Source organism: Pseudomonas sp. PS01299 (assembly GCF_029960145.1).
Lineage (GTDB): Bacteria > Pseudomonadota > Gammaproteobacteria > Pseudomonadales > Pseudomonadaceae > Aquipseudomonas > Aquipseudomonas putida_A.
In genome coordinates this window covers 1-22,485 of the sequence record NZ_JASCPO010000015.1, presented here as the reverse complement: position 1 = coordinate 22,485, position 22,485 = coordinate 1, and the positions used below count along the sequence as shown (strand labels likewise).

21 protein-coding genes are annotated in these 22,485 nt (G+C 61.9%); 4 read left to right on the top strand and 17 right to left on the bottom strand.

Annotated features, from left to right (window positions below; genetic code table 11):
* Positions 1-45: 45 nt before the first annotated feature.
* Entirely contained in the window at positions 46-591 is a 546-nt protein-coding gene (locus tag QMX91_RS05505; RefSeq protein WP_027614171.1) for a carboxymuconolactone decarboxylase family protein, read from the bottom strand.
* A gap of 103 nt (positions 592-694) precedes the next feature.
* Between QMX91_RS05505 and QMX91_RS05500 the strand changes: the two genes are divergently transcribed.
* Complete coding sequence (locus QMX91_RS05500; RefSeq protein ID WP_282412369.1) at positions 695-1,606, top strand: AraC family transcriptional regulator; 912 nt, start codon at positions 695-697, stop codon at positions 1,604-1,606.
* 354 nt (positions 1,607-1,960) lie between these two features.
* Entirely contained in the window at positions 1,961-2,422 is a 462-nt protein-coding gene (locus QMX91_RS05495) for a DUF3574 domain-containing protein (RefSeq protein WP_282412368.1), read from the top strand.
* Here the strand turns inward: QMX91_RS05495 and QMX91_RS05490 are convergent.
* The 12 genes from QMX91_RS05490 to QMX91_RS05435 all read right to left on the bottom strand — a co-directional run bounded on the left by QMX91_RS05490 (position 2,419) and on the right by QMX91_RS05435 (position 16,872).
* Positions 2,419-3,783, bottom strand: a complete 1,365-nt coding sequence (locus QMX91_RS05490) for an APC family permease (RefSeq protein ID WP_282412367.1) — start codon at positions 3,781-3,783, stop codon at positions 2,419-2,421. The two genes, QMX91_RS05495 and QMX91_RS05490, sit on opposite strands and share 4 nt — an antisense overlap.
* Positions 3,784-3,824: 41 nt before the next feature.
* A complete protein-coding gene (locus QMX91_RS05485; protein WP_282412366.1) occupies positions 3,825-6,212 on the bottom strand; it encodes a TonB-dependent receptor in 2,388 nt (795 codons plus the stop codon).
* A 582-nt stretch (positions 6,213-6,794) separates the two neighbouring features.
* The gene (locus QMX91_RS05480; RefSeq protein ID WP_007966380.1) at positions 6,795-7,850 is read right to left on the bottom strand and encodes a substrate-binding domain-containing protein; all 1,056 of its coding nucleotides are present in this window, start codon (positions 7,848-7,850) and stop codon (positions 6,795-6,797) included.
* A 31-nt stretch (positions 7,851-7,881) separates the two neighbouring features.
* Positions 7,882-8,907, bottom strand: coding sequence for an ABC transporter permease (locus QMX91_RS05475; RefSeq protein ID WP_139055987.1), 1,026 nt, complete (start codon positions 8,905-8,907; stop codon positions 7,882-7,884).
* Positions 8,900-10,450, bottom strand: coding sequence for a sugar ABC transporter ATP-binding protein (locus tag QMX91_RS05470; protein ID WP_282412365.1), 1,551 nt, complete (start codon positions 10,448-10,450; stop codon positions 8,900-8,902). The genes QMX91_RS05475 and QMX91_RS05470 overlap by 8 nt, the downstream gene beginning before the upstream one ends.
* A gap of 8 nt (positions 10,451-10,458) precedes the next feature.
* On the bottom strand, positions 10,459-11,130 hold the full coding sequence (locus QMX91_RS05465) for a methionine ABC transporter permease (protein ID WP_210559026.1): 672 nt from the start codon (positions 11,128-11,130) through the stop codon (positions 10,459-10,461).
* Positions 11,127-11,927 carry a methionine ABC transporter ATP-binding protein gene (locus QMX91_RS05460; RefSeq protein ID WP_282412364.1) on the bottom strand — a complete coding sequence of 267 codons (801 nt, stop codon included), beginning with the start codon at positions 11,925-11,927 and terminating at the stop codon, positions 11,127-11,129. Before QMX91_RS05460 ends, QMX91_RS05465 begins: the two co-directional genes overlap by 4 nt.
* Positions 11,924-12,733, bottom strand: a complete 810-nt coding sequence (locus tag QMX91_RS05455) for a MetQ/NlpA family ABC transporter substrate-binding protein (RefSeq protein WP_282412363.1) — start codon at positions 12,731-12,733, stop codon at positions 11,924-11,926. Before QMX91_RS05455 ends, QMX91_RS05460 begins: the two co-directional genes overlap by 4 nt.
* Before the next feature lie 27 nt (positions 12,734-12,760).
* A complete protein-coding gene (locus QMX91_RS05450) occupies positions 12,761-13,810 on the bottom strand; it encodes an isopenicillin N synthase family oxygenase (protein ID WP_282412362.1) in 1,050 nt (349 codons plus the stop codon).
* 215 nt (positions 13,811-14,025) lie between these two features.
* Complete coding sequence (locus QMX91_RS05445; RefSeq protein ID WP_282412361.1) at positions 14,026-14,961, bottom strand: Gfo/Idh/MocA family oxidoreductase; 936 nt, start codon at positions 14,959-14,961, stop codon at positions 14,026-14,028.
* Between the two features lie 201 nt (positions 14,962-15,162).
* Positions 15,163-15,795 (bottom strand): isochorismate family cysteine hydrolase YcaC, encoded by a 633-nt coding sequence (ycaC, locus tag QMX91_RS05440; protein ID WP_007966399.1) that lies wholly within the window; start codon positions 15,793-15,795, stop codon positions 15,163-15,165.
* Between the two features lie 159 nt (positions 15,796-15,954).
* Positions 15,955-16,872: a universal stress protein gene (locus tag QMX91_RS05435; protein ID WP_282412360.1), complete on the bottom strand. Its 918-nt coding sequence runs from the start codon at positions 16,870-16,872 to the stop codon at positions 15,955-15,957.
* Positions 16,873-17,133: 261 nt separating this feature from the next.
* On the opposite strand from QMX91_RS05435, the gene fnr reads away from it, so the two are divergent.
* Positions 17,134-17,877, top strand: a complete 744-nt coding sequence (fnr, locus tag QMX91_RS05430) for a fumarate/nitrate reduction transcriptional regulator Fnr (protein WP_135295551.1) — start codon at positions 17,134-17,136, stop codon at positions 17,875-17,877.
* Between the two features lie 155 nt (positions 17,878-18,032).
* Entirely contained in the window at positions 18,033-18,596 is a 564-nt protein-coding gene (locus QMX91_RS05425; RefSeq protein WP_282412359.1) for a GNAT family N-acetyltransferase, read from the top strand.
* A 51-nt stretch (positions 18,597-18,647) separates the two neighbouring features.
* Here the strand turns inward: QMX91_RS05425 and QMX91_RS05420 are convergent, their stop codons facing one another.
* From QMX91_RS05420 to QMX91_RS05405, 4 genes are all read right to left on the bottom strand, one after another.
* Positions 18,648-19,571 (bottom strand): universal stress protein, encoded by a 924-nt coding sequence (locus QMX91_RS05420; protein ID WP_098968310.1) that lies wholly within the window; start codon positions 19,569-19,571, stop codon positions 18,648-18,650.
* Positions 19,572-19,688: 117 nt separating this feature from the next.
* On the bottom strand, positions 19,689-20,927 hold the full coding sequence (locus QMX91_RS05415; RefSeq protein WP_282412358.1) for a DUF4010 domain-containing protein: 1,239 nt from the start codon (positions 20,925-20,927) through the stop codon (positions 19,689-19,691).
* A 38-nt stretch (positions 20,928-20,965) separates the two neighbouring features.
* Positions 20,966-21,175, bottom strand: a complete 210-nt coding sequence (locus QMX91_RS05410) for a hypothetical protein (protein WP_098968308.1) — start codon at positions 21,173-21,175, stop codon at positions 20,966-20,968.
* 36 nt (positions 21,176-21,211) lie between these two features.
* The gene (locus tag QMX91_RS05405) at positions 21,212-22,285 is read right to left on the bottom strand and encodes an NAD(P)-dependent alcohol dehydrogenase (protein ID WP_098968307.1); all 1,074 of its coding nucleotides are present in this window, start codon (positions 22,283-22,285) and stop codon (positions 21,212-21,214) included.
* Positions 22,286-22,485 lie beyond the last annotated feature (200 nt).

Genomic DNA, 22,485 nt, shown 5'->3' with positions numbered 1-22,485 from the left:
GCAGCCGCATCAACCATAGACGATGCGGCCTGAAGCGCTGGCCGATTACGCGCGATACGGCGCCAGCTCGGGGTTGAGCGGCGTGTCGGCGAACACGTTGGCGAAGTTGCACAGGGTCGCCAGGCTGATGCCGAGGATCACTTCCAGCGCATTGCCTTCGGTGTAGCCGGCAGCCTTGAATTGGTTGAAGGTCTGGTCGCTGACCTTGCCCCGGGTGGCAATCACTTCGCGGGCAAACGCGGCCAGGGTTTCCAGTTTTTCCACGGGCACGGTGGCTTTCTCACGCAGCGCACTGACCACTTCCGGCGGCAGTTTTGCCTTATTCAGCGCGACGGCGGTATGACCTGCGACACAGAAATCGCAACCATGGTTGGTCGCCGCAATCAGTTGCACCACTTCGCGCTCGGCGAGGCTGAGTTCGGACTTGCCATTGAGCGCCGATACCGTAACGTAGGTTTCCAGCGCGGCCGGGGCATTGGCCAGCACGGCCAGCAGGTTCGGAATGAATCCGGAGTTTTTCTGCGCATTTTCCAGAAACGGTTTGGCGGCTTCGGGAGCGCTTTGCACGGTGTGTAGAGTAAGGCGCGACATGGAGTGGACTCCTGCTGTTGAGTGTCCGGCCAGTCTGTTGGTTATAAAAATTTCGATCCATATTCTAAAGTAGCGATTACTTGCTCCTGAGTGTTTCCATTAGATGATTTCGTCCAGCCCACTGGTTGATTGGTTATTAGAAAGCCTCGAACTCGATGCCAGCCTGTTTCACGTCGGGCGCTATTGCGGTGGCTGGCATGCAAGTACGCACGGACTGGCGCGCGCCAGTTTTCACTTGATCGTGCAGGGCCGCTGCTGGCTGCACATTGACGGGCAGGAGCAGTCGATAGTGTTAAACGCCGGAGATGCGGTATTTCTGCTGCGCGATCTGAACTACCGCCTCTCCAGCGCCGAAGAGCCGGCACTCGCCCAAACGCTGCCGCGCAGGGCCATGACCGCGCTCGACAGTCAGGCACAGGATGGCGTCGGGCTGGTCTGCGGGTTCTTTCATTTCAAGTCCGGGCTGTCGTCGCTGATCATCGAAGGCTTGCCGGACTGGATCATCCTGCGCGCGGGCGATCCTTCTTCGAGCGCCGCGCGAGCCTTGTTCGAGTTGATCCTGCAAGAGTGCGAACGCTTGCCGGCGCCCTCCTCGGCGCTGCTCGAACGCTTGAGTCATCTGCTGTTTTTGTATGTGTTGCGCCAACAGATGGCCGACAACCAGAGCCTCGGCGGCCTCGTGGCTTTGGCGCGCAATCCGCAGTTCGCGCCGTTGCTGGACCAGTTGATCGAACAACCGCAATTGCCGTGGTCGCTGGAGAGCATGGCGGCGAGTATCGGCCTGTCGCGCTCGGCGTTTTTCAAACGCTTCAACGAACTGGCCGGGCAATCGCCGGGGCAAGTGCTGCTGGCGTTGCGCATGCGGCATGCCTGCCAGTTGCTACGGGTCAATCACACGGTGGAACAGGTGTGCGCGGCCGTGGGCTATCAGTCGATCGCCGCGTTTACCCGGGCGTTTGCCAAGTCGGTGGGGGTGCAACCGGGGGCTTATCGCAAGCAGCATGAGGGGCGCTGAGCGGCCTATTTGCAGATGGCGTTTCCCAGCGTCGATCAGCACACCACACAACCTGTGGGAGCCGGGCTTGCCCGCGAAGGCGGCGGTACATCCAGCACCTTCATTGCCTGACACACCGCTTTCGCTGGCAAGCCAGCTCCCACATTGGATCTGTGCTGATCACCAACCGTGAGCACACCACACAACCTGTGGGAGCCGGGCTTGCCCGCGAAGGCGGCGGTACATTGAGCATCCAGGACTCGTTGGTTTCTTATTCCATTAATCAACCAAAAAACCACTTTTTAATCTTTTATGGCTATTAACCCCGCCCCTTATAATTGCGCGTCTGCACTAACTCATAAAAAGGGATATTCCATGCAAAGACGCCTGTTACTGGCTGCACTGTTTGTCGCTGTCGCCGGGTGCGCCAGTCCTCCTGCTGTTTCGGTGCACACCAAAGACCCCACCAGTTCAACCCTGCAAGGCGACGCCACGCGTCCGGCACAGGCGCAGTGGATTCGCACCGAGCTGTACTTCTCGGTGGGCACCGTGGATGGCAAGGAAGGCGCGGTCAGCCCGGCGCGCTGGCGCGAGTTTCTCGACAAGGAAGTGACGTCGCGGTTTGCCGACGGTTTCACCGTGTTCGATGCCTATGGGCAATGGCGTGATCATGGGGCGAAAGAGCCTGAGCGGCTGAGCACCAAGGTGATCGTGATCCTGCACGAGAACAATCCGCAGAACGCCGGCAACATCGAGGCAATTCGACTGGCGTACAAACGCATTACCGGGGACTTGTCGGTACTGCGTCTGTCGCAACCGGCCGACGTATCGTTCTAATCGCTGATCTGGCCGAGAGCTTGCCGAGGCGTCGACGCCAGGCGGCTCAATCCCGCCAGCAGCAGCGCACCGACCAGCAACACGCCAATCCCCAGAAACGCGCCCCACCCCACCACCGTCACGCTCGAATAGAGCATGTACAGGCACAGCCCGAAAAACAGCAGCGGCACCAGCGGATACCACGGCACCCTCACCGGCCTCGGCACCTCAGGGAAACGCCGGCGCAGGATGATCAACGCCAGGCTGCTGAAGCTCAGAAACAGCCAGTACACCGGGGTCAGGTACTCGACCATGGTGTTGAAGCCGCTCTGGGTGAAACTGCCGAACAACACCAGCAACAATGCCACCGCGCCCTCCGCCATAAAGGCTTTGCGCGGCACGCCGTCGCGTTCGTGCCACTCGCCGAAACGACGCAACTGCGGCACATCGCGGGCGGCGGCATAGGTGGTGCGGGCGCCGACCAGCAAGGTCGAGTTGATGGTAGCGATGGCCGCGATGCCGACCATCAGCAGAATCAGCAGCACCCCCGGCGCGCCGAATGCACGGTTCAACAGTTCCACCGCCGGTGCATTGCTCGCCGCCAGTCCGGCGAATCCCAGGCCTCGCACAAACGCCCAGTTCAGCGCCAGATAAATCGCCATCAGCAGCGTCAGCGCACCGAGCATGGCGATGAAAATCCCTCGCCGCCCATCGCGCACTTCCGCCGATAATGTGGCCGCATCGCTCCAGCCGCCAAACGCCAGAAACACAAAAATCATCGCCGCCGAAAACCCGGCCATACCGGTGTTTTCCGGCGCAACCGAAACGCTCGCTGGCGCCGCTTCAATCCCCTGCCACGCCAGCCACACCCCGGCGCTGGCGATGCTCAGAAAGCCCAGCGCCAACAAGCCGACCAACAACGTCTGGGTGATGAAACCGATGTGCTTGCCAGTGAGATTGAGCAGCACCAACCCGGCGATCACCCCGCCGGCAAACAGCCCCGAGCCGTATCGACCGAGCGGCACCACGGCATTGACGTAATCGGCAAACATGAACGCCGACAAGGCGATCCAGCCGGTGTGCATCACCGAAAAGCGCGACCAGGCGAACAGGAAACCCATGCGCTCGCCATAGGCCGTGCGCAGAAAGTGATAGTCGCCGCCAGGATGTGGAAATGCCGCGGCCATTTCGGCAAAGCACAACGCCCCGGCCATCGACGCCAGGCCGCCGAGCACCCAGACCCAGTAGAACCAGGCAGGCCCGACGTTCAGCGCCACGGTTGGCGCGGTTTTCAGGATGTCGGTGGTGATCACCATGCCCAGCGTGATCAGCAACGCCTGCAGCACCGGCAGATGGCGCTTGGGGCCGTTGGAGTGATTCATGGAGAGTTCCGCAAAAAGTCCGCCATCCGTGGCGGATCGGCTCAGAAGCCGTAGGTGGCGCTGGCGTAGTAGTACGCGCCGTTGGTGCCGATCGGCGACAGCACGTCATACGGCAGGTTGCCGCCGTAATTGATCGCCGAGCCGGAGCGCTCCGGGTAGTTGTCGGTGAGGTTGTTGCCGCCCAGGGCGACGCTGAATTTCGGGGTGAATTTGTAGGTCACCTCGGCATCCAGTTGCCACACCGCGCCATAGGTCTGCTCCGGTTGCGAGTCGCCGAAATCGAACACCCGGGTGGTCTCGCCCTGACGGGTCAGACGCCCGAGCAGGCCCCAGTGTTCGCTGGCCCAGTTGGCGGAAAACACGAATCGATCCTTGGGCGCAGCGTCGGTCAGAGTATTGGTTTCTTCAACGCCGACCAGTGCATCGTTGCCGATCCCCAGCGCCGTCAGTTGCGAGGGTGTGCCTTTGGTGCTGGTGACTTTGGTGTGGTTGTAGGTGTACGCGGTGGTCAGGCCCAGTTGCCCTTCGTACAGCGGCTGATGGTAGTTGAGCACCAGTTCGGCACCGTGGGTGCTGGTGTCGGCGGCGTTGGTGAAGAAGTTGACGTCGTGCACCCCGGCCACGCCGAAGTTGTCGTTGATGTATTGCTCCATGGCGTCGCTGCCGATGCGCTGCGACAGGGTGATGCGGTCCTTGACGTCGATGCGGAACACATCGAGCGAAGCGTCGAAGCGTTCGTTGAGCTGGAAGGTTAGCCCCAAGCTGAAGTTCTTCGAGGTTTCCGGATCGAGCTTCTCGGCCCCCAGCGCGCGGGCGATCGGGTCGTTGACCGAGAGCACACGAATATCGGTGAGCGTGCCGCCTTCGCCGAAGTTGCTGGTGGTGTTCTGGAAACCGCTCTGCGCCAGCGATGGCGCGCGGAAGTTGTTCGACACCGCACCGCGCAGCGCCCACTGCTCGGTCAGTTTGTAGCGACCGCTGAGCTTGCCGGTGAGTTTGCTGCCGGCATCATCGTAATGTTCCCAACGCGTGGCGGCGTCGACGAAGAAGCGCTCGGTGAGATCGCCCGACAACTCGGCGTAAGTCGCGAACACGTTGCGGTCCAGGTCCGACTCTTCGCTGGGGCGCAGACCGTTGGCACCATCAGCGCCGGAGCCAATGTAAGAGGCCTCGTCACCCGCGTAGGTCAGGTAGTTTTCGTAGCGATATTCGCCGCCCAGCGCCAGCACGAACGAGCGTCCGCCCAAGCGCAGTTCGCGGCTGAAATCGAGGTTGGTGGTGGTCTGGCGCAGCTCGTAATCGCCGGTGTCGAATTTCGTCGGCGAGTCCTCGCCGAGGCTGACGTTAAGGGTGCGGCGGGTGGATCCGTCGAAGCGGTTACGGCCATGGGTAAGGCTGCTGTCGAAGTCCCAGTCTTCGCCGATCATGCCTTTGAAACCGGCGGTGGCAGAGACGTCCTTGTTGTCGCCCAGCGACTGCGGCAGGTAGCCGTTGGGATAGAACTGCGGCTGCTCGTAGGGGTAGCGATAGAATTCGGCGCCGGTGGTGTGGCGCTGGTTGTAGGTGCCGAAGCTGTAGGCCTTGCCGCCGGCCAGCGGCAGCTCGCTGTTGAACCACAGGTTGACGTCCCGCGCCAGGCCGTCGCCCATCACGTAGTTGCGCTGGTCCGGGGTATCGGCAAAACCGTCGAAACCGGCGCGGTTGGTCGGGTTGCGATTTTTGTACTCGGTGCCGCCACGAATGAACCCGCCCTCTTCGCCCAGGCGCGTGCCGATCTTGGCGGTGGTCACGCTGTTCTGGCCGTCGGTGGTGGTTCTGCCGATGGCGTCCTGATGGGTGTGAAACGCGCCGTAGCTGGTGGACACTTCCCCGCCCTCGGGCGCGTCGTCGAGGATGATGTTGATCACCCCGGCAATCGCATCGGAACCGTACTGCGCACCGGCGCCGTCGCGTAGCACTTCGATGCGTTTGATCGCGCTGATGGGGATCGAGTTGAAGTCCACCGGCGCCGTACCGCGACCGATTTTCGACGAGTCGTTGACCACCGCTGAAGTGTGACGACGCTTGCCGTTGACCAGCATCAGCACCTGATCCGGGCTCATGCCGCGCAGCTGTGCGGCGCGCACATGGTCGGCGCCACCGGAGTTGGACTGACGCGGCATGCTGAACGATGGCAGCAACGTTTGCAGCGCCTGACCCAGCTCACCGTCGGCCGCGCCGGTGGACTTGAGATCGGCGGCAGTCAATATGTCAACCGGCACCGGAGAATCGAGCACCGTGCGAGCAGTGCCACGGGTGCCAGTGACCAGCACGGTACCCAGCCGTGTGTCATCGTTAACGCGCGTGGAAGTGTCTTCGGCTTGCGCCGGAACTTGCCAGATCGCACCGACCACCGCGATGGCCAGTAATGAACGGGAACGGTGATACATGTGACAGCTCCTTTATCGCAGCTAATACCCGGCCGTTGCCGACAATAAAGGGTCGGCAATCAATGCGCGGCAATGTCTGCTGTAGTTGTAGAAATCAGGAAGGCGGTGAAGGCTTTTTAGCGTGATTAGTCAGTGAAGCGCAGGATCCCCAAAGTCAGTTGTTTCCCCTTGAACACCGATGCTAGACGGGCCAAAGGCCTGCCGTAAAAGAACCAATAACACTTAGGTTAGATCGGGCTGAATAGTTGTTTTTAGAGCAACACAAGTGTTGCTGGACAAACACTTAAACCCTAACTAACACCCACTAATTCAAGATCAGCCAAAGATCTTTTGTAGGAGTGAGCCTGCTCGCGATAGCGGTGTATCAGCCACTGAAGAAGTTGAATGTTCTACCCTCATCGCGAGCAGGCTCACTCCTACAGTTGTTATTGGAGTGAACTGACTTTTTACTCCCGGCTGAAATCCAGTGTGGGAGCGAGCTTGCTCGCGAAAGCGGTGTATCAGTCAATGCAGATGTTGGCTGCAATGGCCTCTTCGCGAGCAGGCTCACTCCTACAGGGATCGGTGAAAGATTCAGGACTTTCAGTTCGCCACAGGAATCCACTCGGCCCGCGCCACGTTGGCGGTATCACCGAACGCCGGGAGTTTCTGCGCCAGGTCGCGGACGTTTTTCACGTCCAGATCGAGCAACTGCTGACGGGTGATCAGGGTCGGTGGCACCAACACCTGATGTCCCGGATTTTCGCCGGCAATCAACATCGCCAGACTGCGCACGCTGATCGCCCCCGCCACTTGCGGATTGACCGCGGCGGTCGCCGCCCAGGCACTGTCCGGTTCTTTCATGATCTGAATGTCGGCGGTGGAGATGTCGGCGCTGTAGATCTTCACTTTGCGCCCCAGCCCGGCCTCGTCGACGGCGATCTTCGCGCCTTTGGCGAACTCGTCGAATGGCGCGAAGATCACGCTGATATCCGGATTGGCGCGCAGCACTGCGCTGGCCTGATCCGCCACCGAGTTGGCAATCGGCGGGTTGAGCGTGCCGAAGCGCGCTTTCTCGATGATGCCCGGATTGGCCTTTTTCACCTGACTCCAGATCTCGTCGCGGCGCTCCATCGGCGTGAAGCCGCTGATGTACACGTAACCGGCATCGAACCGCGTGCCGTTGTCCTTCACCGCCTGATCCAGCGCCAGTCGCGCCAGTGCATGGTGATCCTGCTCGACCTGAGTCACTTGCGGGCTGTTCAGGTCAACGTCGAACGCCACCACCTTGATGCCTTTGGCGATCGCCCGGTCAATCGGTCCCTTGAGGGTTTCCGCCAGGCCCAGTTGCACGATGATCCCGTCCACGCCGAGGTCGATCGCCTGATCGATCATCTCGCCCTGACTCGCCGCCTGCTGCCGCGCATCGAACACCCGCAGATTGGCCCCCAGCGCCTCGGTCTGTTTCTCCACGCCGCGCAGGTACGCCTCGGGAAAGTCCCCGGAAAACAGATAGCCGACCAGCGCTATCTGCACCTGACCTTTATCGAACGGCGCCGGAGCACCTGGCAATGCCTTGGCCTGAGCACTCAAAGCCAATGCCGAGAGCACCGCGCCGGCGAGGCAATGGCGTGCGAACTGCTTGATTGAACCGTGCATACATCTTCCTTGCAGCGACAAATGAACCGGCTCAGCGCGCCCGATGCGCGAGGCCGAAGGTGAACATCAGGGCCAGCACCAGCACCAGTCCCTTGACGAAATCCTGCGCGTAATACGGCGCGTTGAGCATGGTCAGGCCATTGAGCAGCGACGCCACCAGCAGTGCGCCGACCAACGTGCCGAAGGCATTGGGCTTCTTCGCCCCGAGCACGGCAAAACCGATCAGCGCCGCGCCGAGGGCGTCGAGCACCAGACCGTTGCCGGAGCTGACATCACCCCGACCCAGGCGTGCCGCCAACAGCAACCCGCCAAGCGAAGCGAGCAATGCCGACAGTACGTAAGCGAGCAACTTGAAGCGCTGCACTGGCGCGCCTGCCAATCGCGCTGCCTGCTCGTTGCCGCCAATCGCATAAAACAACCGGCCGATGCGCGTGCGCTCAAGAAACAGCCACACCGCCAGCGCCACCAACGCCGTGATCAACACCGGCACCGGCACCACGTCCCACAAGCGTCCGCGGCCGAGGGCGAGAAACGCCGTACTGAACGTGCCTTCGGTTTCCACGCCACTGGGCAAGGTCATGCCCACCGCAATCGAGCGTCCCCCGGTGGGAATCAGTTGCACGCCGATCACCAGAAACATGCTGCCCAGCGTCGCGAGAATGTCCGGCACCCGCAGCTTGACGATCAGCCAGCCATTGAGCAGCCCGACCAGTGCGCCACCGGCCAGACTGATCAGCACCGCCGGCACCGCGCCCCAACCGAGCACCACCATCACGTAACTGGCGATCATCAGGCTCATCGCCGCCACCGCACCAATCGACAGATCAAGTCCGCCGACGGCCATGGTCAGCGTCACGCCAAGGGCCAGCAGCGCGACGATCGACACCGACTGCAAGATGCTGAACAGATTGCCGACGCGCAAAAACGCCGGCTCCGCGACACTGAAAAACACCACGATCAGCGCCAGCAGCCACAACAGGCCGTAGCGGATCAGCGCTTGCAGCAGGCGCTCGGCGGGTGCCGTAGCGGCAGACAACAATGAACTCGAATCAGGCACTCGCTCTGCTCCTTGGCGTGGCGTGAAAGGGATTTTCGCTAGCGTCGCTGCCCGCCAGTGCGGCGACCAGGGTCGCGCGTTCAAGGCCGGCACGCGGGTATTCGGCGACCACCGCGTGATCGCGCACCAACAGAATGCGGTCGGCGATTTCCAGGGCTTCGTCGACATCGGCGCAAATCACCAGTGTCGCGCGGCCGCCGGCACTGTCGCGCAGCAGTTGGCCGATCTCGCGGCGGGCGCGCACGTCGACGCCCTGAAACGGCTCGTCGAGGATCAACATCCGCCCTTCTCCGAGCAGCCAGCGGCCAAGCACGACCTTCTGTTGATTGCCGCCGGACAGCGCGCTCATCGGCACCTCGATCCCGGCGGTCTTGATCCCCAGCGCCGCGACTTGCGCCTCGACCGCTGCGGCTTCGGCGCGGTTGCGAATGAAACCGGCACGGGTGAAGCGCTCCAGAAACGGCAGCGTCAGGGTGCGGCGCAGGGAAAAGTCGGGCACCAACGATTGACTGGCGCGATCCTCCGCTGCGAGAAACACACCGCTGCGAATCGCCGCCCTTGGCGAACCCGGGAGCCATTCCACGCCATCGAGTTGCAAGCTGCCGGCCACGGCTTTGCGCAAGCCGAACAGCACTTCGGCGATCTCGCTTTTGCCGGCGCCGAGCAGCCCGGTCAGCACCACCACTTCGCCTTGGTGCAGGTCGAAATCGAAACGCCTGGAGCGCGGCAAAATCTGCAAACCGCGCACACCAAGGACTTTTCGGCCCACGTTGCCGGGCGTGTAGACATGCCCGTCCAGCGCCTGCCCGAGCATCGCCTGCACCGCCTCGGGTAACTGCCGTGCGCTGAATTCTCCGGCCAGTCGCCCATCGCGCAAGACAATGGCGCGATCCGCCACCCGTTGCAGATCGGACAAGCGATGGGAGATGTAAACAATCGCCACGCCACGACTGCGCAGGGTGTCGATCAGACCGAACAGCCGTTGCGCCTCGGCGTCCGACAACGCGGCAGTCGGCTCATCGAGAATCAGCAGACGCGGCTGCAAGGCAAAGGCCCGCGCCAGCACCACCAACTGCCGTTCGGCCAGGCCCAGGTGTTCAATCGGCTGCTCCAGCGGCAACACCAGCCCCAATCCGGCGGCAATACTCGCGGCGCGCTCGAGCAGACGTCTGCGATTGAGCCAGAAGTCCGCGTCGGGTTTGCACAACTCATCGAGCAGCAGGTTTTCCGCCACGCTCAAACCGGGTGCAATGCCCTCGTTGATCTGCTGATGCACCGCGACAACCCCGACCCGGCGTGCCGACAGCGGCGAGCTGAATTGCCGGGGCTGGCCGTCGATGTAAATCTCGCCGCCATCGGCGCGCTGGCTGCCGGCGAGAATCTTCACCAGCGTCGATTTGCCGGCACCGTTGGCACCGAGCAACGCCACCACTTCGGCGGGATGAATCTGCAGGCTGACGCGATCCAGTGCGCGGTTCGAGCCGAAGGTTTTGCTCAGTTCACGCACTTGAACCAGCGGCGCGCGGGCCACGACGACACTCATAAAATTCCTTAACGCCGATGGGCCAGCGAACGCACCAGCCGGTCGCCCAGGCTCTGCACGCCCTGCACCAGAATGACCAGCACCACCACGGTGGCGACCATCACTTCATTGTTGAAACGCTGATAGCCATATCGGATCGCCAGATCACCGAGGCCGCCACCGCCAATCACCCCGGCCATGGATGAAAAACCGATCAGCATCACCAGCGTCAGAGTGATCCCCGCCAGCAACGCGGGCAGCGCTTCGGGCAACAGCACTTTGAAAATCACATGACGGATGTCGCCGCCCATGGCGAGGATCGCTTCGATGCGGCCCTTGTCGACTTCGTCCAGCGCGTTCTCGACGATCCGCGCAAAAAACGGAAACGCGCCGATGGTGATCGGCACTACCGCAGCGGTGCTGCCGAGGGTGGTGCCGACCACCAGTCGGGTCAGCGGAATCAGTGCAATCAACATCACCACAAACGGCAGCGAGCGCCCCAGATTGACCAGCGAACCCATCGCGGCATTGAGCCGTGGCAGCGGCCACAGTCCGTCTCGGCGACTGACAAACAGCAACACCCCGAGCGGCAAACCGATCAGCAGCGTGAACAGCCCGGCAAGCAAGACCATGTACAGGGTTTCGCCGGTGGCGTTGAACACCAGTTGCAGGATTTCATCCCAGTTGATCGCGCGGTTCATGACTGGGCCGCCCGCACGCCGTATTGCTTGAGGAAGCTGAGCCCGGGGATGTCGTGGCCCAGCGGCAGGCCGCAGGTCGGACGTAACGAAGTGCCGAGACTCGATTGCGCATCGGCGAGCAAGCGCGGCACCGGGCCGGACTCGACCAGACGCCCGTCCGCCATCAACGCCGCGTGATCGCAGATCGACTTGACCACCTCCAGCTCATGGGTGATCAGCACGATGGTCACGCCCAGTTGCCGATTGATATCGCGCAGCAGCTCAAGAATCGACGCCGTGGTTTCCGGATCCAGTGCACTGGTGGCTTCGTCCGACAGCAGATACGCCGGCTCCGCTGCCAGGGCGCGGGCAATCCCCACCCGTTGTTTTTGCCCACCGGACAACTGCGAGGGAAACGCTTGCGCCTTGTCCGTCAAACCGACCAGTTCCAGCAGTTCGCGCACCCGCACATGGCGCCACGGTTTGCCGACGTTGGCGATTTCCAGCGGCACGGCGATGTTGTCGAACACGGTGCGCGAATGCAGCAGATTGAAGCCCTGGAAGATCATGCCGATGCGCTGACGCTGGCGGCGCAGGTCGCTGGGCGACAGGGTCAGCAGGTCCACGCCGTCGATCAGGATTCGCCCGCTGTCCGGGCGTTCAAGCAGATTGAGACAACGCAACAGGGTCGACTTGCCCGCCCCGCTGCGCCCGAGGATGCCGTAGATCGCGCCGTCGGGAATACTCAGCGATACCTGATCCAGTGCCGGCGCGGCGGCTGACGGGTAGGTCTTGCGCAACTGCTCGACGACGATCATGGTTTGGCATCCACCACCGGGATCACCGAACCCTTGAAGTTATCGGTGATGTATTTCGCCACTTGCGGCGAGATCAGGTCCTTGGCCAGTTGCGCGATGCGCGGATCGTTTTGCAGTGTCGGCGTGGTCACCAGAATGTTGGCATACGGATTGTGCTCGGCCTTCTCCAGCCCCAGCGCATCCTGGGCCGGCACCAGTCCGGCTTCCAGTGCGTAGTTGCCGTTGATCACCGCAAGGTCGACATCGTCCAGCGCTCGTGGGATTTGCGCCGATTCGATTTCAAGGATCTTCAGCTGTTTCGGGTTCTCGGCGATGTCCTTGGGCGTGGCCTGATCGGCTGCCGGATCCTTGAAACCGGGCTTGAGTTTGATCAGCCCGTTGTCCTGCAACAGGTACAGCGCACGGCTCAGGTTGGTGACGTTGTTGGGTACTGCCACGGTGCCTTTTTCCGGCACGTCGGCGAAGCTTTTGTGCCGGCGCGAATAGATGCCCAGCGGCTCGATATGCACCGTGGCGGCCACCGCGAGTTTCTGCCCCAGCGCTTGTTCCTGGGATTTCAGATAAGGCAGATGCTGGAAGTAATTGGCATCGACATCGCCATGCACCAACAGCTCGTTGGAGTTCACGCCGTTGGGAATCTCGATGACCTTGAGCTTGAGTTGCGGATCGATTGTCTGGATGTACGCGAGAATCTGCGCGTGGGGCACCGGGTCGGCGGCCACCCGCAACGGCTCCAGTGCCTGAGCGCCGAACGAAGTCACCAGCGCGCCGAGCACGGCCAGGGTCAAACCTGCTTTTTTCAACATGTGCGGAGTCCTTGAGCGAGTGATGAATCAGGCGTTGGCGGTTTTACGAGCTGGTGCGGCGGGCATCAGCGCGTCGGCATAGAAGCGCCGGGCGACGTCGGGGTGCGAACGCAACCGTCCCTTGAGGTAGTTCCAGCCGACATCGCGAAACAACGGATTGAGCGGATCACTCGCCGGGCCACGCGCTTCGCGCAGCAGCGCGGTGGGCAACGGGTACAGCGGCACCACGGCATCGAGTTGCGCGCCGAGGAAGAAGGCGATGGACAAGCGTTCGCTGCCTGCGGGCGGCGACACCACCCGATGCACCGTGGCGCGCAGATAACCGTTGGTGGCCAGCTCCAGCAGTTCGCCGATGTTCACCACCAGCGTGTTGTCGCGGGGCAGCGCATCGATCCAGCGCCCCTCCTCGACTTCCACTTGCAACCCGGCCTGCTGGTCTTGCAGGAGAAAGCTGAGGAATCCGGAATCCTTGTGCGCGCCGACGCCTTGCTGGCTCGCGTTGGCGGCCTGGCCTGGATAGCGCATCAACTTGATGTGTTCGTTGGGCTTGTCGCCGTACAACTGATCGAACGCGTCCGCCCGCAGCGACAGCGCCTGGGCAAAGGCACGCAGCAGACGCAACGCCATGCGCGTCATCGCCTGTTGCCATTCGAGCAGCAGCGGTTTCAGTTCTGGCAGCGCCGCCGGCCATTGGTTGGGCCCCTGCAACCGAGCCCACGGACTGTCCGCGTCCAGCGGCAACGCTTCGCGCTCGGCGCCGAGATCGAATTGCTCACGCCAGTCGGGTTGACCACGGGTGATCTCGGAAGCGGCACGGTTGTAACCGCGAAAATGCGGCGAATTGATCATGCCGACGGCGTTTTTTTCGTGCTCGGACAAGGCGAAGAACTGCCGGGCGTGATCCTGCACCTGCTTGAGCAGGTGGCTGTCGATGCCATGGCCGGTGAGATAGAAAAAGCCGACGTCACGCGCGGCGTGACGCAGGTTTTCAAGAAATTCATAACGCTGTTGCGCGGTGCCTTCGAACAACGAAAGGTCCAGCGTCGGCAGCGTGGTGATATCGAGGGTATGCGGCATGATTCACTCCCGTGTGAACCAAACCTGAAGAGCCTTTGATCGATTCAGCGTGTGCCGTCATGGCAATCGGGGGTCTATCGGTTTGATGCGTTCGATTCGTCGTGAGACAAAACTAAACGATCTTAAAAACCACGAACAAATACCCTTTTTGCATTAGCTTAGGCCTGACGCTCAAGTTCGCTGTCATCACGCGACAGCTCTCCCGCTTCGACTGATCAACGTGCCGGGTCATAAAACGGTTCGACTGCCACCCGGCTGCCGACAAAGAAACTGTCAGCCACCAGCCGCAGTGGCTGCAGGTCCACATCGCTGGCCCGATCGCCAATCAGTTGCCGGAAGTGTCGATACACCGCGGTGTACTCGCCCTCTTCCGACACCGCCTGGCGCACGCCGTCGATGCTCAGCAGCGCCCCGCCGTTGTCCAGACGCAGCACCCCTTCGGCACAGCGAATCTCGATGCTCCAGAGTTCGTCGTGACCGTGGTCGAAATCGAACTCGGCCTGCACGTCGAGTCGGTTCGCATCGGACATCTTGATCGACGCGGCTATCGGCGACTGGCAGTTGTCCGGTACGCGCAGTTCGGCGGCTTCGACAAACAATGGCTGCGTCAGCAAATAGGTGACAATCGACAAGGCATTGATGCCCGGATCGAAAACGCCCAGACCACCGGGTTGCCAGATCCACGTCTGACCGGGATGCCACTTGCGCACGTCTTCCTTCCAGTCGATCTGCACGCTTTGCAGTGTGCGGCTGGCGAGCCAGTCGCGGGCGGCTTCGATACCGGGGGCGTAGCGCGAATGCCAGGCGAACAACGCACTGACACCCTGTTGCTGCGCTTGACTGACCAGGGCCAGCGCCTCACCCAGCGTGGCGCACGGCGGTTTTTCCACCAACACATGTTTGCCGGCGGCCAGCGCCTGCTGCACCAGTGCGAACCGACCTTGCGGCGGCGTACAAAACGCAATCGCATCCACCTCGGGGCCGTTCTCCAGCAACTCGCTCAACGAGTGAAAGTTCTCCACCCCGGCACAGGGTTTACCTTGCGTGGCGACCGCCACCACACGAAATCCGGGATTGGCGTTGATCGCCGGAACATGTTGATCCTGGGCAATCTTGCCGTAGCCCACCAGACCGAGACGGATCGGTTGCATCAGTGACTCCTGTTTTTATCTTGTTGTCGTCAGCGAGTGCGCAGATTAGCCGTAAACGTCACGGAAAACCCAGCTGAGTCTGATCAAAAACCCGCAGAAGCCAGCGCTCGGTTCATCGCGCCGGGTAGTAACGCTGATGCAGCGGCGCAAACAGAGAAAGCCTGCTTTTCAGGGCAGGCTTTCACGTTCACAACGCTGCAGTCACTTCTGCTGAGCGGTCAACGCCGAGTAACTGTTCATCAGGTTCCGGTAGTTCGGAATCCGCTGCGACAGCAGATTGCCCAGCCCTTCGATGTCGTTGCGCCAGTCGCGGTGCAGCTCACAGGCGACCGAGAACCAGTTCATCATTTGCGCGCCGGCCTGGGTCATGCGGCTCCAGGCGGCTTGCTGGACGGTGGTGTTGAAGGTGCCGGAGGCGTCGGTGACGACGAATACGTCAAAGCCTTCGGCCAGTGCCGACAGGGTCGGGAACGCTACGCAGACGTCGGTGACCACACCGGCAATGATGATCTGCTTGCGGCCGGTGGCCTTGATCGCCTTGACGAAGTCTTCGTTGTCCCAGGCGTTGATCTGGCCTGGGCGGGCGATGTACGGCGCATCGGGGAACATTTCTTTCAGTTCCGGAACCAGCGGGCCGTTGGGGCCTTGTTCGAAACTGGTGGTGAGAATGGTCGGCAGGTTGAAGAATTTCGCCAGGTCGGCCAAGGCCAGGACGTTGTTCTTGAACTCGTTCGGCGAAAAGTCCTGAACCAGAGAAATCAGACCGGTCTGGTGGTCGACCAGCAGGACTACGGCGTCGTCTTTGTTCAGGCGGTTGTAGGTTGCAGTGCTCATGTTTGAATCCCTTTTCTTGGTTGAGGTAGTTGGCGTTGCGTTGAACATGGGCACAGATTACTGACACCACCGGAACCGATAAATCGGTTGAAAAGCGTTTCACCGTCAACTCATAACGGACAATCCTGGCGACACAACACAGGCTTGCCAGCCTCCGACTCAGTTCGGCTCGAGCATTGGTTTGGCGATCATCAAACTGCACGGCGCCCGGTTCAGGACACTCTCGACGGTTGCACCGATGAAGTTCGGGCCTTGCGGGTAGGCGGTACCGAGCACCAGCATGTCGAACGCGTTCTGGCGGGCGAACTGCTCGATCATCTTGTGTGGTATTCCGGTCACCTGGTGTCGACGGTGAGACTCGATGGCGTAACGCTCGGCCAGAGCCTCGAAAGCCTCTTGCTGGGTGTCGTTGATCGCCTCGCACAGGCTGTGATCCAGACTCAGGGTCGGCACGCTCATCGCCGCATCGCCCAGCACCGACCAGTGGCTGACATTGAGCACATGCAGGGCCGCGCCACAGGCGTTTGCCAGCGTTGCCGCCAGTTCGAGGATGCGCTCGTTGAGGCCTTGGGTCAGATCCTCCAGATGTGACAGATCGACGGCGGCGAGAATGTTCAGCGGCAGTGGATGACGGGCTTCGGTGACCAGATGCACCGGGGCCGGACAGTCGCGCAGCAACAGCCAGTCCAGCGGTCGATGGAAAGCCCGATTCAGCGCCGGGACATGATGGGTATCCTTGATCACCAGATCGGCCCGATAGTCTTTGATGTACTCCAGCATGTGCGCCGGCGCGGCCTTGGCCCAGACCACTTCGCTGCTGACCTGCACGCCGCTGCCCGCCTGGAACCGCGCCTGTTGCTCCAGCCAGTGGCGGTGCACCTGCAAATAGCCCTCGCGCGCCTGGGCCATCGCGTCGTGGTCAAACAGACCGGCCACCGCCAGCGCCTGCACGTAATCGAACGCCACCATGTGCAGCGCCGCGCCAGTTGCCCGGGCCAAGGCCACTGCGCGATCAAAGGCCGGGGTGCGGGTCATTTCGGTGGGGGCAATCAACAACATTCGTTTGAGTCTGAGCATACGAACCTCGTCCTGGCAGTGCGGTACCGGCGCGAGGGCCAGCCTGACATCCCTGTCTATCGTGTATCGACGACTTGCTCGGCCAGTATCCGGCGCCGCCCCCTGACGGCTCTGATTTTTATCAAGCAATGGCCGAACTGCGGCAGCCCGCGTCTAAGTTTGTGTCCGTTCGTCACTTGGCGCTGCCGGAACATGAATGAGATCGGTGTCAGGGTGAGTGACACCTATGCTTAACCCACCCCCGCCAGCGTGATCTCCCCCATGTCAGAAGCACCTGTTCTCCAGGCACAACACCTCAAGACTGCTTGCTCCAACTGCAGCGTGCTGGAGTTGTGTCTGCCGATCGGGATGAACGGTGCGGAGGTCGCGCGCCTGGATACGCTTATCGTGCAACGGGTCAAGGTCAAAAAGGGCGCGGCGCTGTACCGCACCGGCGATCCGCTGCGCTCGCTGTACGCGGTGCGAATCGGCTCGTTCAAGACCAGCATGCTGTCCGTGGACGGCCGAGAGCAGGTCACCGGTTTTCACATCCCCGGCGAGATGCTCGGGCTGGACGCCATCAGCGCCGACGAGCATGCCTGCAACGCCTTTGCCCTGGAGGACAGCGAGGTCTGCCCGATCCACTTTGCGCAGCTGGAAAAGCTCGCGCAAAGCCTGCCGTCGCTGCAGCACAACCTCAACCGGTTGCTGAGCCGTGAAATCGTGCGCGACCACAGCATGTTGATGCTGATGGGCAACATGAACTCGGATGAGCGGCTGGCGGCGTTTCTGCTCAACCTGTCGCAACGCCTGAGCCTGCGCGGTTACTCGGCAAAGGATTTCGTGCTGAAAATGCGCCGCGAGGAAATCGGCTCCTATCTGGGGCTGCGCCTGGAAACCATCTGCAGGGGTATCGCCCACCTGCGGGATCAGGAGCTGGTGGAAATCAGCGGCCGCGACGTGCGGATCCAGAACATGGACGGCCTCAAGCAATTGGTTGCCGGCTGCCACCGCTCGCCGCGCTGAGCCAATTGCCCCCCTGCCCGAACACCTCAATCGGCGACGCCATCGCGTGCGTCTGATCCAGATCAGATCCAGCCACCGGCAACCGCGTAGAAAAGGAGTGAAAGAACGGTGCGTGTTCGCGCGCCAGCCTTTCCAACCGGATGGAGGATTACCCCATGCTTACTGTCAAAGATCACAACGATCGGGCCGTGGCCGCCTACGCCGCAGTCTCCGGGCAATACTGGATTGAAGCCGTCAAGGATGGGCGTCATGTGTTGATCCGTCCGTTGGCGGAAAAGGATCGCGAGCGTGAATATGCCTTCATCAAGCGCCTGTCGCCCGAGTCCCGGCACATGCGTTTTCTGGCGCAGATCAGCGAGCCCGGCACGGCGCTGCTCGATCAATTGATGGACACCGATAACCAGCAGCGCACGGCGTTCATCGCCCTGGTGCATGAAAATAGCCAACTGATCGAAATCGGCATCAGCCGTTATGCCGCCACCGGCGAGCATGAATGCGAATGCGCCGTGACCGTTGCAGATGAATGGCAACACCTGGGCCTGGGGACGCTGTTGATGGAGCATCTGATCAAGGCTGCGCGCAGAAACGGCTTTCACCGGATGTATTCGGTGGACTCCGCCGGCAACGAAGCGATGCGTGAACTGGCGCGAAACCTGGACTTCGAAACCCATCACGATCCTGACGACAGCCGTCAGGTCATACACCGTCTTCAGCTGTAAAAAAACGCCCGGTGGCGAGTCTGCAAACGACTCGCCACCGGGCGTTTTTTTTCACGATTGCAAGGTATGTCCCGGCTTGATCGCCAGCACACTGCAAGGCGCACGATGCAGGATCTGTTCGGCAGTGGTGCCCAACAACTTGTTCAACCCATGGTGCTGCACCGTGCCCAACACGATCACGTCAATGTGATGTTCGACGGCAAACTCGCAAATGCTCGGTACCGGAGGCCCCTCGACAAAATGTCGGCAAGCCGTCGGTACACCCTGGCGTTCGGACAGGGCAGCAAATGCTTCGTGTTGCGCGCTGCCCAAGGCTTCATAAATTCCGGTGGCCAGCGGTAAGGCGCCGTAGCCCATGTCGGTGGCATACACCGCCGCCCAGTCGTAGACATGCAGCAATTCGAGCCGGGCATCACACTGCTCGGCCAGGCGCACGGCGGCTTCGACAATCTGATCGTTGAAGCGCAGATCCTGATCCTGACTGCGCAACACATCGATGATCGCCAGCACACTGCGTGGCCGTGGATGCGCGTCATCGGTGACCAGATGCACCGGCACCGGGCAATCGCGCAGCAATTGCCAATCCAGCGGGGTGTAAAACACCCGCTTCAACGCCGACTCCTGCTGCGCATCCTTGATGATCAGCGCCAACGGCATCTCGTTGACGAACTGCAGGACTTCTTCGTACGGGTGTTGCACCCAGACCACCTCACTGCTGACCTCGATACCGTGGCGCTCAAGCAATGTGGCCTGCTCGGCCAGCCACTGGCGATGCGTGCGCAGATAACCGTCGCGGGCCAGACGGATTTGCTCAGGGGCGAACAGGCCCGCCACCGCCAGCGCCTGCAGATAATCGAAGGCGACGATGTGCAACGGCAATTGCATGGCGACTGCCAACGCAGCGGCACGCTCGAACGCCGGTGAGTGGCTCATGGTGGGGGGAGCAATCAACAATAAACGTTGGGTCTGCGACATGGGGCACCTCGGCACGACGGCCATCTGGATCGAGTGAACAGATATCCAGATTGCGCGCTCCTGCTGCCGGCGAGTTGATCTTGATCAGTTCTGCATCGAACCTTCGCCGCCACTGTTTCAGTGCCACAAAGTGCCGGCCCACATCGCCAATGTCAGCAGCACCTGCCCGGGGATGACAATCGCAGCAAACCGTCTGCCTCCACTGACCCAGGCCACCACGCATTTGCTCAATGAGTTGCTGCTGATCGCGATCAGCGCGGGAGCGACAATCGCTTCCACCGGTAACAGACCGGCCTTGGCCAGCCCGGCGATAGAAGCGGTTGACGCGTGCGCATCGGCGAATCCGCTGAAGGTCGCGGTGAGCATCACGCCCACCTGGCCGAATTGACTGAGCATGGCCGACGAGACCAGGGTGATCGCGGTCATGGTCAATGCGATGATCACGGCGAGTTTCAGATTGAATGCGCCGCCCGCCGGCAGCGTCTCGTCAGTGCCTTGGGTCGACCGGGGCAACATCAGACCAGCGCTGTAGATCAGCGCCGCCACGCTGCCGGACACTAACGGCAGCCACAGGCTGCGCAACAAGGCTGGATCGACGGTGGCGAGAATCAGCCCGGTCTGAACCATGGTGGCGAGATTGGACAGCAGCGCCGCCGCGCTGAGGATCCGCACATTATTCGGTTCCCGGGCGACTCGTTGGCCCATGGTCGCAATGGTCAGGGTGCTGGAAGCGAAACCCGAAGCGATGGCGCTGATGACGTAGCCGTAACGAATGCCCAGCGTACGAACGGCGATGTGCCCTGCCGCCCCCACCAGCATCAGCAACACCGTCAAGGTGCAGATGGTGCGCAGATTGAGCGCGGCGTACGGCCCGATGTAGCGATCCGGCGTCAATGGCAGCAGCACCAGCGCGGTAATCAGCAAGACCAGGCCGTCGCGCATTTCGGTTTCGCTCAACTGAGTGATCGCGAAGTGATGCAGTTTTTCCCGATACGTCAGCAATCCCGCCACCACCACGCCAATCGCCACCGCCAGTTCGGGCGCGCGCGTGCACAACGCGCCCAATATGAGCACGATGATCAGCGCCACTTCACTGGTCACGCCGGGGTCGTCATCGCGCCCGCGCCAATAGGCGACGGTGATCAGCAAGGTCAAAACGATCGCGACCATGCCCACCAACAGCGCCGCCCCCACCACCATCGCGGCGTAGCCGAGCAATGCGCTGATCGCAAACGTGCGCAAACCTGCGCTGCCTCGACGCTCGCCGCTGCCCTTGTGCCGTTCGCGCTCAAGACCGATGAGCATGCCGATGCCCAGGGCGGCCGCTGCCTGCGTGATGCCAAGGGATTCATTCATCGTCGATCCGCCCTGCCCCGTCCATCAGCCCAACGGCTTCAGCCGACGACGGCGTCCGCCGCTCTGGCCGGCTGGCCTGCTTCTTGGCGCTCGCTGGCCTGCGGCCAGGGGTGCGGGGCGTCGATGCGGGCCCTGAGCCGACTGACGAATGCCCGCGCGTCTTCGAGGTGATCGAAGCTCACCTGCCAGTCGTCCAGGGACACGATCCAGCCATGCGGCGCCGCTGTTGCACTGATATCAATGTTCATCGAAAAGCCTCCGTCGAGTCGGAAAAAGGCCCTTGTTCAAGGGCTGATCGCGACCTTCATGACCCCGTCGCGCTGATGCGCAAACAACTCGTACGCCGCCTCGATGTCATCGAGTTTGAAGCGATGGGTCACCAGCGGCGATAAATCGACCGCGCCGCTTTGCACCACCGCCATCAAGCGACGCATGCGCTCCTTGCCACCGGGGCACAGGGTCGAGACGATGCTGTAATCGCCCAGCCCGGCGGCAAAGGCATCGAGCGGGATGCGCAGGTCGCTGGAATACACCCCCAGACTCGACAAACGGCCACCGGGACGCAGCACCCGCAATGCCGATTCGAACGTGCCCTGGGTGCCCAGCGCTTCGATGGACACGTCGACGCCACGGCCATCGGTCAACGCCATGATCTGCTCGACCACGTCGCCGTCCTTGAAGTTGACCACATGGGTCGCGCCCAACCGGCGGGCGACGCTCATGCGCTCCGGCACGCCATCGACGCCAATGATCGTGGTGGCGCCCTTGAGGCGCGCACCCGCCACGGCACACAGGCCGATCGGCCCGAGGGCGAACACCGCGACGGTGTCGCCGATATTGATCTCGCCGCGCTCCGCCCCGGAAAACCCGGTGGACATGATGTCCGGGCACATCAGCACCTGCTCGTCGCTGAGGCCATCAGGGATCGGACACAGATTGGCCAGGGCGTCCGGCACCAGCACGTATTCGGCCTGGCAGCCGTCGATGGTGTTGCCGAACTTCCAGCCGCCAATCGCCTTGAAGCCGTGGCGAGTGTCCGGGCCGTCCTGCGAGCCGCAACCGCACAGACAGGCGTAACTCTGTCCGCTGGGCGTAATGGCCCCGGCGATTACCCGTTGCCCCTCGACGAAACCCCGCACCTGCGAACCCAGCCGCTCGATGACGCCCACCGGCTCATGACCGATGGTCAGCCCTTTGGCCACCGGGTATTCGCCGCGCAGGATATGCACGTCGGTGCCGCAGAGGGTCGTGGTGGTGACGCGCACCAGCGCATCCAGTGGGCCGACTTGCGGAATCGGCTTGTCTTCGAGCACGATGCGGTTCTTTTCGACGAAGATCGCCGCTTTCATCATGGCCATGGTCAATTCCCCTGAGCGCGTCGCAGCTTGAGATGCCCTCAAGCCTGCGCCGTCGTCACGACGCCGAAGTTGATAATGGTCAAACAATGCGTGGATCAGCTCACCGCTTTCGCGAGCAAGCCCGCTCCCACACTGGATCTCGGGCAGCCACCCAACCCGTGAACATCGCATCCCCCCGTGGGAGCGGGCTTGCCCGCGAA

Coding starts and splice junctions, on each gene's coding strand:
- QMX91_RS05490 (WP_282412367.1), bottom strand. CDS start 3,783: ATGAATCACTCCAACGGCCCCAAGCGCCATCTGCCGGTGCTGCAGGCG.
- QMX91_RS05435 (WP_282412360.1), bottom strand. CDS start 16,872: ATGCTCAGACTCAAACGAATGTTGTTGATTGCCCCCACCGAAATGACC.
- QMX91_RS05415 (WP_282412358.1), bottom strand. CDS start 20,927: ATGAATGAATCCCTTGGCATCACGCAGGCAGCGGCCGCCCTGGGCATC.
- QMX91_RS05480 (WP_007966380.1), bottom strand. CDS start 7,850: ATGCACGGTTCAATCAAGCAGTTCGCACGCCATTGCCTCGCCGGCGCG.
- QMX91_RS05450 (WP_282412362.1), bottom strand. CDS start 13,810: ATGCCGCATACCCTCGATATCACCACGCTGCCGACGCTGGACCTTTCG.
- QMX91_RS05505 (WP_027614171.1), bottom strand. CDS start 591: ATGTCGCGCCTTACTCTACACACCGTGCAAAGCGCTCCCGAAGCCGCC.
- QMX91_RS05485 (WP_282412366.1), bottom strand. CDS start 6,212: ATGTATCACCGTTCCCGTTCATTACTGGCCATCGCGGTGGTCGGTGCG.
- QMX91_RS05445 (WP_282412361.1), bottom strand. CDS start 14,961: ATGCAACCGATCCGTCTCGGTCTGGTGGGCTACGGCAAGATTGCCCAG.
- QMX91_RS05405 (WP_098968307.1), bottom strand. CDS start 22,285: ATGGCCATGATGAAAGCGGCGATCTTCGTCGAAAAGAACCGCATCGTG.
- QMX91_RS05470 (WP_282412365.1), bottom strand. CDS start 10,450: ATGAGTGTCGTCGTGGCCCGCGCGCCGCTGGTTCAAGTGCGTGAACTG.
- QMX91_RS05460 (WP_282412364.1), bottom strand. CDS start 11,927: ATGATCGTCGTCGAGCAGTTGCGCAAGACCTACCCGTCAGCCGCCGCG.
- fnr (WP_135295551.1), top strand. CDS start 17,134: ATGTCAGAAGCACCTGTTCTCCAGGCACAACACCTCAAGACTGCTTGC.
- QMX91_RS05455 (WP_282412363.1), bottom strand. CDS start 12,733: ATGTTGAAAAAAGCAGGTTTGACCCTGGCCGTGCTCGGCGCGCTGGTG.
- ycaC (WP_007966399.1), bottom strand. CDS start 15,795: ATGAGCACTGCAACCTACAACCGCCTGAACAAAGACGACGCCGTAGTC.
- QMX91_RS05465 (WP_210559026.1), bottom strand. CDS start 11,130: ATGAACCGCGCGATCAACTGGGATGAAATCCTGCAACTGGTGTTCAAC.
- QMX91_RS05410 (WP_098968308.1), bottom strand. CDS start 21,175: ATGAACATTGATATCAGTGCAACAGCGGCGCCGCATGGCTGGATCGTG.
- QMX91_RS05495 (WP_282412368.1), top strand. CDS start 1,961: ATGCAAAGACGCCTGTTACTGGCTGCACTGTTTGTCGCTGTCGCCGGG.
- QMX91_RS05420 (WP_098968310.1), bottom strand. CDS start 19,571: ATGTCGCAGACCCAACGTTTATTGTTGATTGCTCCCCCCACCATGAGC.
- QMX91_RS05425 (WP_282412359.1), top strand. CDS start 18,033: ATGCTTACTGTCAAAGATCACAACGATCGGGCCGTGGCCGCCTACGCC.
- QMX91_RS05500 (WP_282412369.1), top strand. CDS start 695: ATGATTTCGTCCAGCCCACTGGTTGATTGGTTATTAGAAAGCCTCGAA.